10 protein-coding genes are annotated in these 12,093 nt (G+C 69.3%); 5 read left to right on the top strand and 5 right to left on the bottom strand.

All coding sequences use genetic code 11. The features are described 5' to 3' along the window. Positions 1-7: 7 nt before the first annotated feature. Positions 8-1,690, bottom strand: a complete 1,683-nt coding sequence (locus tag OSB52_RS15275) for a phosphoenolpyruvate--protein phosphotransferase (protein ID WP_266062592.1) — start codon at positions 1,688-1,690, stop codon at positions 8-10. A 165-nt stretch (positions 1,691-1,855) separates the two neighbouring features. Between OSB52_RS15275 and OSB52_RS15270 the strand changes: the two genes are divergently transcribed. The 4 genes from OSB52_RS15270 (at position 1,856) to OSB52_RS15255 (ending at position 6,188) form a co-directional block, all read left to right on the top strand. Continuing rightward, the gene (locus OSB52_RS15270) at positions 1,856-2,626 is read left to right on the top strand and encodes a DeoR/GlpR family DNA-binding transcription regulator (protein WP_235722172.1); all 771 of its coding nucleotides are present in this window, start codon (positions 1,856-1,858) and stop codon (positions 2,624-2,626) included. A gap of 29 nt (positions 2,627-2,655) precedes the next feature. Then, entirely contained in the window at positions 2,656-3,678 is a 1,023-nt protein-coding gene (locus tag OSB52_RS15265; protein WP_266062591.1) for a 1-phosphofructokinase family hexose kinase, read from the top strand. Between the two features lie 66 nt (positions 3,679-3,744). Beyond that, positions 3,745-5,814, top strand: coding sequence for a PTS fructose transporter subunit IIABC (locus OSB52_RS15260; RefSeq protein WP_266062590.1), 2,070 nt, complete (start codon positions 3,745-3,747; stop codon positions 5,812-5,814). 113 nt (positions 5,815-5,927) lie between these two features. Further along, positions 5,928-6,188, top strand: a complete 261-nt coding sequence (locus tag OSB52_RS15255) for an HPr family phosphocarrier protein (protein ID WP_266062589.1) — start codon at positions 5,928-5,930, stop codon at positions 6,186-6,188. Positions 6,189-6,246: 58 nt separating this feature from the next. Here OSB52_RS15255 and hflX read toward each other — a convergent pair whose 3' ends face one another. From hflX to OSB52_RS15235, 4 genes are all read right to left on the bottom strand, one after another. Next, on the bottom strand, positions 6,247-7,755 hold the full coding sequence (hflX, locus tag OSB52_RS15250; RefSeq protein ID WP_266062588.1) for a GTPase HflX: 1,509 nt from the start codon (positions 7,753-7,755) through the stop codon (positions 6,247-6,249). 78 nt (positions 7,756-7,833) lie between these two features. Further along, entirely contained in the window at positions 7,834-8,757 is a 924-nt protein-coding gene (dapF, locus tag OSB52_RS15245) for a diaminopimelate epimerase (protein ID WP_266062587.1), read from the bottom strand. A 23-nt stretch (positions 8,758-8,780) separates the two neighbouring features. Next, a complete protein-coding gene (gene miaA / locus OSB52_RS15240; protein ID WP_266062586.1) occupies positions 8,781-9,698 on the bottom strand; it encodes a tRNA (adenosine(37)-N6)-dimethylallyltransferase MiaA in 918 nt (305 codons plus the stop codon). Further along, positions 9,695-10,453, bottom strand: a complete 759-nt coding sequence (locus tag OSB52_RS15235; RefSeq protein WP_235722179.1) for a class III extradiol ring-cleavage dioxygenase family protein — start codon at positions 10,451-10,453, stop codon at positions 9,695-9,697. The genes miaA and OSB52_RS15235 overlap by 4 nt, the downstream gene beginning before the upstream one ends. A gap of 191 nt (positions 10,454-10,644) precedes the next feature. Between OSB52_RS15235 and OSB52_RS15230 the strand changes: the two genes are divergently transcribed. Further along, positions 10,645-12,078 (top strand): DUF349 domain-containing protein, encoded by a 1,434-nt coding sequence (locus tag OSB52_RS15230; protein WP_372512442.1) that lies wholly within the window; start codon positions 10,645-10,647, stop codon positions 12,076-12,078. Positions 12,079-12,093 lie beyond the last annotated feature (15 nt).

Raw genomic sequence — 12,093 nt, 5'->3', positions numbered from 1 at the left:
CGGCCGCTCAGCCGACCACTGCGCCGGCCAGCACCGCAGTCGCAGCAGCACGCGCCGCGGCGGGTTCGGCCGTCGCCAGGGCAGCCTCGGCGGCCGCACGACATTGCTCGACGGTCACCTCCGCGAGCCTGGCGCCGACCGCGGCCGAGGCCGCGGGCGCAGTCGACAGGGACGTGACCCCGAGTCCGACCAGCACACACGCGAGCAACGGATCGGCTGCCGCCTCGCCGCAGACCCCGACGGGTTTGTCGGCGGCCTGACCGGCGCGCGCCACGCCGGCGATAAGGGTGAGCACCGCGGGCTGCCAGGGATCGGTGAGAGCGGCGAGCTCCGCCGACATCCGGTCGGCGGCCATCGTGTACTGGGTCAGGTCGTTGGTTCCGATCGACACGAAGTCGACCTCCGCCAGGATCGATTCGGCGAGGATCGCTGCCGCCGGCACCTCGATCATCACACCGGCGATCAGTCCGCGTCGGCGTACCTCCCCGGCGAACTCCGCGGCCTCGGTCGCCGAGGCGATCATCGGCGCCATCACCCACGGCGTCGGTTGATGTCCGTCGGCGGCTGCCGCGATCGCGTCGAGCTGGGCCGCCCGGATGCCCGGATGAGCATCGACGATCCGGTTGCCACGCACGCCGAGTGCCGGATTGGTCTCCTCGATCTGCGTGACGAACTTCAGCGGCTTGTCGGAGCCCGCATCGAGGGTCCGGATCACCACCTTGCGCCCCTCGAAGGCGTCGAGCACCTCGCGATAGAGCCGCGTCTGCTCCTCCACCGAGGGCTCGTCCGCGCGGTCGAGAAACGCCAACTCCGTGCGGAACAGGCCGACACCCTCTACCGGGTGGGAGGTCGCCGACCGGGCCGACGTGCCATCGGCGACATTGGCGAGGACCGCGATCGGTCGCCCGTCGGCGGTCACTCCCGGTCCGGCCCAGGCCGCCACCAATTCCGCCATCCGCCGGCTCTCGGCCACGCGCGCGGCGGCGTCGTCGGGATCCGGCTCGACCTCCAGGGTGCCCGCGGTACCGTCGACCAGCACCGTCGTCCCGGCGGCCACCTCACCGAGGCCGGATACCGCCACCACACACGGAATCCCGAGTTGTCGCGCGATGATCGCGGTGTGACTGGTCGGGCCGCCCAGCCGTGTGACCAGCGCGGTGACCTTTGTCGGGTCCAGTCCCGCCGTGTCGGCCGGAGCAAGATCGTCGGCCAACAGCACAGACGGTTCGGCGGGTTCCGGAACCCCGGGTTCGGGGACTCCCAGTAGTTCGGCGACCACGCGGTCCCGGACATCGTTGAGATCCGTGACGCGCTCGGCCATGAGGCCGCCGAGCTTGGTGAACATCTCCGCGAACTGGTCGGTCGCGGCGACCGCTGCCGCCGGCGCTGGCGTCCCTGTCGTGATGAGTTTCGAGGCCGCGCCGGTCCACCCGCGGTCCTCGGCGAGACCCGCCGTCGCCGACAACACCTCCGCCGCGGCACCCGAGGCGTGTGATGCCCGCTCCCGCAGCCTCCCCGCGACCGCGGCCGCCGCGTCGGTGAACCGCTTGATCTCCACGTCGCGTTCGTCCTCGAGGACTGGGGCGGCGACGGCCGGATCATACACCGGACGCTCACCCGGCCAGATCGCGGGCCCGTAGGCGTGTCCGCCGACGACCGGCGTTCCGTTCAGTACGTGTGTGTGCTCCACCGAGATCCTCACTTGTCCGACGGGCTGGGCCACGGTGTGCCGCCACGATCCACTGGTCACCGTTGTGATCCAAGTTACAAGAAAACCTTGACTTGTCAACATAAACAGGCGTAAACACAGATATACCCACATCCAACGCCAATCAAATCAACAGACGAGGACATCGTGTACGCGGAAGAACGTCAGCAGGCGATCGCCAACCAGGTACGGGTCAACGGCCGCGCCTCGGTCACCGCTTTGGCCTCGTTGTTCGACGTGACGAGCGAGACCGTCCGCCGCGATCTCGCTGTGCTGGAACGCAACGGACACCTCCAGCGCGTCCATGGTGGCGCCGTACGTCCCGGCGCGACGCCGGTCGTCGGCGAACAGGGCATCGACGAACGCCTGATGTCGCACACCGACCAGAAGCTCGCGATCGGTGCGGCCGCGTCGCGCTTCCTCCCACCCGACGGCGGGTCGGTGTTCATCGACGCCGGCACCACCACCTACCAGGCCGCCCTCGCACTCCCCCGTGACCGCCGACTGACGTTGATGACCCACAGCATTCCCATCGCCGGCGCCCTGGCCGCACAGGGCGCCGAGACCCTGCATGTGCTCGGCGGCCGAGTCCGCGGACTCACCCAGGCGATGGTCGGCGCCGACACCGTCGCCGCACTCGAACGGCTGCGCATCACCACGGCCTTCGTCGGCACCAACGGCATCAGCATCGCCCACGGTCTGTCCACCCCGGATCCGGACGAGGCAGCGATCAAGTCGGCGATCGTCCGTTCCGCCCACCGCGTCGTCGTTCTGGCGGACTCGTCGAAGGCGGGCCATGAAGATCTCACGTCCTTCGCCGCGCTCGCCGACATCGACGTACTGATCACCGACACCGGTATCGACCCCGACTTCGCGGGGGCACTCGCCGACCACGGCATCGAGACGGTGATCGCGTGATCACCGACCACACCACGGAGAGGGAATCCATGACAGACCCCCACCCGGCTTCGGCCGCCGGCCGGGTCGACCCCGGCCGTTCGCCGGCGATCGTGACCGTGACAGCAAATCCGAGTCTGGACCGGACGCTGGAACTGACCGCGCCGTTGAGCCATGGCGCGGTCCAGCGTGCGAGCAACGTCCGCACCGAACCGGGCGGCAAGGGCGTCAACGTCGCCCGGGTGGCATCCGCTGCGGGTATCGGAACGCGGGCACTGCTCCCGGCGCGCGCCGGTGACCCGCTGCTCGCGGCGCTCGACTCGGTCGCGTTGCCCTACCTGACACTCGCGATCGACGGTGAGGTCCGGTCCAACGTCACCATCGTCGACCCCGACGGCACCACCACGAAGGTCAACGCACCCGGTTTCGTGCTCGACGACGCGTCGGCCGCCGAACTGACCGAGCTGGTCCTCGCCAATGCCGGCGATGCCCGCTGGGTGGCGTTGTGCGGCTCGCTGCCGCCGGGGCTGCCGCACAACTGGTACCGCACGGTCGTCGACGCACTTGCCGATACGGGTTGCCGGGTGGCGGTGGACACCTCCGGCGCTCCGCTCGCCGCGGCGGTCACCGGGCCGGTCGATCTGCTCAAGCCCAACGAGGAAGAGCTCGCCGAGGCCACCGGTGTCGACCCGGCGGAGTTGTCGACGGCATCCGCGCGTGGCGACCACGCTCCCCTGGTCGCCGCCGCCACCGTGCTGGCGCACCGCACCGGGGCGGCGATCCTCGCCACTCTCGGCGCCGCCGGCGCCCTGTTGGTCACCTCGACAGGCGCATGGTTCGCGACCCCACCGCCCATCGTGCCGCGCAGCACCGTCGGCGCCGGCGACGCTGCCCTCACCGGTTATCTCATCGCCGAGTGCGGTGGTGCCGAGGAACCCGAACGGCTCCGGATGGCCGTGGCGTACGGCTCTGCGGCCACCGCTCTGGCCGGCACTCAACCGCCCTATCCCGATCAGATCGATCCGGACAACGTCTCCGTCACCGACCTCACCGGGGCCGCCAGTGCAGGTTGACGATCCCCTTGCGTTGACACCGAAGCAAATCCACCTTCCGACAAGCACCCGCACGAAGGAAAACCCATGTCAGAACAGATCATCACCCCACAGACGGTGAGCCTCGACGTGGACGCCGGCGACGACCCGGCGGCCGTGATCGGTTACCTCGCCGATCGGCTGGCCTCGGCCGGCCGCACCACCGACGCCACCGTGCTGGCCCGCGGCGCGCTCGATCGCGAGGCCAAGTCCGCCACCGGACTGCCCGGCGGAATCGCGATCCCGCACGCGCGCGCCGCGTCGGTCACCGCAGCCTCCCTCGCGATGGCGCGCCTGTCGCGAAAGGTCGACTTCGGCGCCCCGGACGGTCCCGCCGACCTGGTGTTCCTCATCGCCGCACCCGAAGGCGGCGCCTCCGAGCACATGAAGCTGCTCAGCTCGCTGGCCCGGTCGCTGGTGCGTCCGGAGTTCGTCGACTCGCTGCGGGCGGCCGACAGCGACGAGCGCGTCGTACAACTCGTCGACGAGGCCATCAACCCGCAGCCCACCCAGACGCCGGCGGCGACATCCACGGTGGCGACCCCCGAGACAACGCCCACGGCACCAGACGCCGGCGACGCCGATCGACGGCCGTCTGTCGTGGCGATCACCGCCTGCCCCACCGGTATCGCCCACACCTACATGGCCGCCGACGCACTCAAGTACGCGGCCGAACGCGCCGACGTCGACTTCCACGTGGAAACCCAGGGTTCCTCAGCGACCACCTCGTTCGATCCCCAGGTCATCGCCGATGCCGACGCCGTGATCTTCGCCACCGATGTCGGGGTGAAGGGCAAGGATCGTTTCCGCGGCAAACCCGTGGTCGCCTCGGGCGTCAAACGCGCGATCAACGAACCCGACGCGATGATCGCCGAAGCGGTTGCCGCGTCGAAGAATCCGTCGGCGACCGTGGTCAGCGGCGCCGCCGACGACGACGGCGCCGAAACGGAGGCATCCGGGACTGCGGGCGTCGGTCTCGGCGGCCAGGTCCGACAGGCGCTGATGACGGGTGTGAGCTACATGATCCCGTTCGTCGCGGCCGGCGGCTTGCTCATCGCATTGGGCTTCCTGCCCTTCCTCGGCGGTTACGAGATCGCCAACAGCACCCTCGATGAAGCCGGCTCACTGTCCGACGGCGCTTTCATCGCACTGAACAACAGTCTCTGGGACCTCCCGGCCGGCGGACTCGGCCAGTACATCGGCGCCGTACTCTTCGCAGTCGGCTCGCTGGCCATGGGCATGCTGGTCCCGGTGTTGGCCGGCTACATCTCGTTCGCCATCGCCGACCGACCGGGCATCGCGCCGGGATTCGTGGCCGGCCTGGTCTCGGTCGCCGTGGGCGCGAGCTTCATCGGCGGACTGGTCGGCGGCCTCATCGCCGGTGTCGTGTGCTTGTGGATCGCCCGGATCCCGTTGCCGCAGTGGGCACGCGGACTGCAACCGGTGGTCATCATCCCACTGCTGGGCAGCATGGTGATCGGCGTGCTGCTCTACATGCTCCTCGGCAAGCCGCTGGCCTGGGTGACCGACCAGATGACCGACGCACTCAACAGCATGTCGGGAGGCTCCGCAGTGGTGTTGGGCGTGGTCCTCGGCCTGATGATGTGCTTCGACCTCGGTGGACCCGTCAACAAGGCGGCCTATCTGTTCGCCACCACCGGCCTGGCCATCGGCGGACCCGCACAGCTGCAGATCATGGCGGCGGTGATGTGTGCCGGCATGGTGCCGCCGCTGGCCATGGCACTGGCCACGGTGCTGCGTCCGCAGCTGTTCACCGAGCCCGAGCGTGAAAACGGCAAGGCCGCATGGCTGCTCGGCGCCTCGTTCATCTCCGAGGGAGCCATCCCGTTCGCCGCCACCGACCCGTTCCGGGTGATCCCCTCGATGATGGCCGGCGGAGCGCTCGCGGGCGGCCTGGTGATGGCATTCGGTGTCGAACTGCGCGCACCGCACGGCGGTATCTTCGTGTTCTTCGCCATGAACAACTGGATTCTGTTCCTCGTCGCCCTGGCCGCCGGAACCGTCCTGAGCGCGTTCGCCGTCATCACAGCCAAGCAGTGGCATGCCAACCGGCAACACGCCGGACGCTTCGAAGACGTCCAAACCGTCCCCGCTTGAGCGCTGTTCGGGCAGACTCAGTCGACATCGACCGCAACATTCCCGACCGCGACGATCCCGACTGCAACGCACCCGGCTCGAGATTTGAACCCACAAGCAAAGGAGTATCACCAATGCCCAGCACCACAGTCACCGTCGGCTCGGCCGTCGGCCTGCACGCCCGTCCCGCGACGATCATCGCCGAGGCGGTGGCCGACACCGGCGCCACCGTCACTCTGTCACTCGAGGGCGGTGACCCGGTGGATGCCGGTTCGGCGCTGATGATCATGACCCTGGGGGCGGAGAAGGGTACGGATGTGGTGGTGACCGCCGACGATCAGAGCACCCTCGACGCGATCGCCGCACTTGTCGCCAAGGATCTCGACGCAGACTGACCGCAACGTCGACCACGGCCCCGTCGCATGACCTGCGGCGGGGTCGTCTGCTGTCCGGTCAGGCCCGCAACGGCTCCAGGATGCCCGCGAACGCGGCCGGGACCCGGACCCGCATGGTGGTGCCGTCGGCGGTGTGCTCGCTGGTCAGCACCTCACCCTCCTCGTGGATACGCGAGATGAGGTCGCCACGGGTGTAGGGCACGTCGATGGTCAGTTCCACGTCGGACCGACCGATGAACTCGCGCACCTGCTCGAACAGTTCCGGCAAACCTTCGCCGGTGCGCGCGGACACGAAAACCGCGTCGCCGAGCGCGCCCCGCAACTCCGCCATCCGAGTGGCATCGATTGCGTCGATCTTGTTGACCACCAACAGTTCGGGCGGCGCGGTGGCACCCTCCTCGGCGACGACCTCGTTGATGACGCGGCGCACCGCGGAGATCTGCTCGACCGGGAACGGGTCGGCACCGTCGACGACGTGGAGCAGCAGATCAGCGTCCACCACTTCTTCCAGAGTCGACCGGAACGCCTCGACCAGCTGTGTGGGCAGATGTCGGACGAACCCGACGGTGTCGGTGAACACCACTGCTCGACCATCATCGAGTGTGGCGCGGCGGGTGGTCGGATCCAGGGTGGCGAACAGCGCATCCTGCACCAGGACACCCGAGCCGGTCATCGCATTGACCAGGCTGGACTTACCCGCGTTGGTGTAGCCGGCCACGGTGAGCCGCGGAATCTCGTTGCGCTCGCGGGCCGCACGCATCACCGTGCGGGACTTCTTCATCGCGCGGATCTCGCGGCGCAACTTGGCCATCCGTTCGCGAATCCGCCTGCGGTCGGTCTCGATCTTCGTCTCACCCGGTCCACGCAGACCGACACCACCGTTGCTGCCCGCACGACCGCCGGCCTGCCGCGACATCGACTCACCCCAACCACGCAGTCGCGGGAGCATGTATTCCATCTGTGCCAGCGACACCTGGGCCTTGCCTTCCCGCGAAGTCGCGTGCTGCGCGAAAATGTCGAGGATCAGCGCGGTACGGTCGATGACTTTGACCTTGACCACCTTCTCCAGGGCGGTCAGCTGTGCCGGGGTGAGTTCACCATCGCAGATCACCGTGTCCGCACCCGTCTCCAAGACGGCCGCGCGCAGTTCGTCGGCCTTTCCCGAACCGATGTAGGTGGCCGAGTCGGGCCGCGAACGTCGCTGGATCAACGCGTCGAGTACCTGCGAGCCCGCGGTCTCGGCCAGCGCGGCGAGTTCGGTCATGCTGGCCCGGGCCTGGGCGGCGGTGCCCTCGGTCCAGACGCCTACCAATACCACCCGCTCGAGGCGCAGTTGGCGGTACTCGACCTCGGTGACGTCGGTGAGTTCGGTGGAGAGACCGGCGACACGCTGCAGAGACGCGCGTTCCTCGAGCTGGAGCTCACCGGTGGTCGGTCGGGACAACCCCGCCAAGATGTCGCGCCCGGTGGTGCCGTCATCGGATGTGTCGGGCAGGTCGGCCAGATCGGAGTCGGCCAGATCTCGGTTGGCCGGATGAGGTGGTGGTGTGATCGCTGATTTTGTCATGGGTGACATCCATGATGTCACGCTCGACGTGCGGGAAGCATCCCGTTTTCCGCGCGGTGGCCGGACGTGGTGCCGCCGTCAGCTCGCGGGCCGATCCCATCCCGGCCGCAGGTGGCCTTCGGCGACCAGCATCGACGGGCCACGGAGATGGGAACCGTCCGCCCGGATACCCACCTCGACCCGACCTCCCGGCACGGTGATGCACAGCGTGCCCGCCGACTCGCCCTGATGTGCCAGCACTGCGGCACCGGCAGCCACCAGACCGGTCCCGCAGCTCCGAGTCTCCCCGACACCGCGTTCGAACACCCGCATCGACGCCGGTAGCCGGCCCTGGCCGTCGGGGGTGCCGGGGGCGGTCACGATCTCGACGTTCGCGCCGTGCGCGAACGCATCCGGCTCGAGGACCACCCCGTCGGAGAAATCGATGGCCGCCAGGTCGGTCGCGGTCAGATCCGGTACCACGCAGGCCAGGTGCGGGTTGCCGACGTCGATCATCACACCGCGATAGACGTCGTCGCCGATTCGCACCAGCGAGTCGCCGTCGCGGCGGACCGTCCCCATCTCGACGGTGACGTCGGCGTGGACGGCGTCGTGGGCATGGACGACAACCGGTCGAGCGCCGGCGCGTGATCCGACCGTGAAGCGGTCCGCGGCGACCAGACCGGAGGCGCGCAGGTGATGGGCGAAGACCCGCACCCCGTTTCCGCACATCTCGGCGACGGAGCCGTCGGCGTTGCGATAGTCCATGAACCAGTCATCGGGCGCGACCCCATCCGGGAGGGCGTCGAGCACTCCGCGTTCCACCAGTGCGGCCGACCGAACCACCCGCAGCAGCCCGTCCGCACCGATTCCACGCCGCCGGTCACACAATGCCGCGACGTGGGCTTGGGTCAGGTCGAGGTGCGCCGCCGGATCGGTCAGGATGACGAAATCGTTCTGGGTCCCGTGGCCCTTCACGAAATGCAGGGCGGGCGTCTGGTCACCCGAGGTTGTGGCCGTCACCCCACCAGCGTACGAGGCGAAGCCTAAGCCTCCACAATCCGCAGGGCTTGCGCCGGCACATCGTCCTGGGCGGCGTCGAGCCAGGTGATGCGGTGGTCGCGTCGAAACCATGACCGTTGCCTGCGGACGTACCGGCGCGTGCCGATGAAGGTCAACTCCTCGGCGGTGTCCATGTCGTACTCGCCGTCCAACGCGGCGAGGACCTGCGCATAGCCGATGGCTCGGGACGCCGTGCGCCCCGAGCGCAGACCGGCCAGACACAACTGCGCCACCTCGTCGACGAGGCCGAGCGCGAACATCTGCCGGGTGCGCACCCGGATGCGTGCGTCGAGATCGGCGGTGTCCCGGTCGAGGGCCAGGATGCGCGTGTGCCAGCGTGGCTCCCCGATCTTCGGCGCCGACGCCGCGAACGGCGCGCCGGTCAGTTCGACCACCTCCAGGGCCCGCACGATACGCCGACCGTCGGTGGCGAGAATGGATGCGGCCGCGTCCGGATCCACCTCGGCCAGACGCCGGTGCAGCGCCGCGACACCGATCTCATCGAGCAGCGCCTCGTACCGGCCACGTACCTGCGGATCGGTCGCGGGGAACCGCCAGTCGTCGAGCAGGCCCTGGATGTACATCATCGATCCGCCGACGAGGACCGGCACCCGTCCCGCGGCCCGCACGCGGTCGACGTCGGCTCCGGCGCCACGTTGGTGACGCGCGACGGTGGCGGTCTCGGTCACATCGAGCACGTCGATCTGATGATGAGGGATGCCGCGGCGGTCGGCGACGGGCACCTTCGCGGTACCGATGTCCATCCCGCGGTATTGCTGCATCGCATCGAGGTTGACGATCTCGCCGCCGACGTGTTCGGCGATGTCGAGGGCGAGATCGGATTTGCCGCTCGCCGTCGGACCCACGATCGCGATCGGAACGGGCCCGCTGGAACCGGTCATCGCGGCGTCCACGTGACCACCGTGTAGCCGACCCCGAACGGCGCATCGCGATAGGCGAGCCGCGAGGCGAACTGCCGACCCGAACACAGTGCGGCGGCGACCTGCCACGCCGGACGGCCCGCGACACCCGCGTGAGCACATGCCGTCGGGTCCAACGCCGCGAGCGTGTCGGTGTCGGCAGCCGCCAGGGCTTGGTCGATGCGTCGCTGCATGTCCACCGCACCGGGTCGCAGGCCGCCACCAGGTGCTCGCGCCGACAGTGCGGTAGCGCCGTCGGCCACCACCAGCACCCCCACCCGACCGGGATCGGCGTCTATCCGCCTCCGTAGTTCGGCGCCCACCCGCGCACAGTCGGCCGGCAGGGCATCGCGCGCCACCGTGACCGGTTCGACGGCCTCGATGCCGGACTCGGCACGTAACCACCCCGCGATCAGCATCGACAGCGGCAGATCCGACGGCGACAGATCGAGCGTGTCCTTGCGTGCGGTACCGGACTGAACCGCGACAGCGGCCGGACGGCGCAGTGTCACCGCCATGGGCACCCCGAACCGTCCGAAGTCGCCGTCCACCCCGATCTCGGCCGCCGAATCATCGTCGCGCGCGCCGATCGCCACGAACTCTGTGGCCGCGGCGGCCAGTTCCCGACCGGCCGTGCGGGTCGCTTCCCGTACCGCCTCGGTGTCGGTGGCGCCCGGCCCCGCGACCTGTGGCACCAGCAGCGGAGCACTCGGGACGAAGACCACGGACGCCAGCACGTTCACGACGCTAGTCGACCCGTTAGGCCACCAGCGCACCGCGTCCGGCCGCAATGTCACCGCAGCGCCCACACGGCACACCCTGACCTGGTTCAATGGGGGCAGCCTGTGGCGTCGGTACGTCGGTGCAGGCCTCGACGTGACGGCAGCCGTGGCGCGCGGCATCAACCTGCGGGAGAGGGCACCTGCACATGACGAATCCGACAGATCCCACTCCAGCCGATCCGGGGGGCGCCGATCCGGGGCGTGTCGAGCCCGCGGCATCCCGACCCGCCGAGCCGACCGCGCCGACCCCGGGCCCGCCCAAGCCGCATCCGATGCCCAAGCCGGGCCCCAAGCCCGGACCTCGCCCCGGGCCGCGCCCACGCGCCGCCGATGTGCACCCGGTGCCCACGCCTGTACCGTGCGGCGACCCGCACGAGTTCGGCCGAATCGACGCCGACGGTGTGGTGTGGCTGAAGACCACCGACGGCGAGCGTCAGATCGGTTCCTGGCAAGCAGGTTCCATCGAGGATGGACTGGCGCATTTCTCCCGCAAGTTCGATGACCTCGCCACCGAGGTGGAGATCCTCGAGGAACGTCTGGCGGCACGGTCGGGTGATCCACGCAAGGCGCAGACCGCCGCGCGCCATCTGCTCGATGCGCTACCGACCGCCGCAGTGATCGGTGATGTCGCCGCCCTCGAGCAGCGGCTGACGGTAATCGTGGGCAGCGCCGACGAGGTGGCCGACTCGATCAAGGCCGAACGAGAGCAGGCCCGCGCCACGGCCATCGCCCGCAAGGAGGCGTTGGCCGCCGAGGCCGAGGACATCGGCGCCGAATCCACCCAGTGGAAGGTGGCCGGGGATCGGTTGCGGGCCATCCTCGATGAATGGAAGTCCATCAAGGGTGTCGACCGCAAGACCGACGATGCGTTGTGGAAGCGCTACGCGAAGGCGCGTGACGCGTTCAATCGGCGGCGGGGCGCCCATTTCGCCGAGCTCGACCGTGAACGAGCGGGCGCGAAGGCCCGCAAGGAAGAGCTGATCACGCGCGCCGAGGAACTGTCCACATCCACCGATTGGGGCGCCACCTCGGCACGCTTCCGTGAACTGCTCACCGAGTGGAAGGCCGCCGGACGCGCACCGCGCGACGCCGACGACGCTTTGTGGCAGCGGTTCAAAGCCGCCCAGGACGTGTTCTTCTCGGCCCGCAACGCCGCCACATCGGAGCGCGACAACGAATTCGCGGCAAACGGGGCCGCGAAGCTGGCACTGTTGGAGCACGCCGAGAAGTCCATCGACCCGGCCGCCGACCTCGATGCCGCGCGACGCGAATTTCGCGCCTTCCGCGACCAGTGGGACGAGATCGGCAAGGTTCCGCGCGATCAGATGGGTTCACTCGAGGGACGCGCACGCGCCCTCGAGAAGCGCATCCGCGACGCGGAGGATGCACAATGGCAGCGAACCGATCCGGAGGCACAGGCGCGCGCCGCACAATTCGCCGACCGCGCCGCGCAACTCGAGGATCAGGCCCGCAAGGCCGATGACCGTGGCAAGGCCAAGGACGCCGTGAAGCTTCGGGAACAGGCTGCGCAGTGGCGAGAGTGGGCAGACGCCGCAGCCAGCGCCATCGCCGACCGCTGAGGGACGCACGCCGGG

It is taken from the genome of Gordonia aquimaris, assembly GCF_026262595.1.
GTDB classification, from domain to species: domain Bacteria; phylum Actinomycetota; class Actinomycetes; order Mycobacteriales; family Mycobacteriaceae; genus Gordonia; species Gordonia tangerina.
The sequence above is the reverse complement of the archived record's forward strand: the minus strand, read 5'-3'. Positions and strand labels throughout refer to the sequence as shown.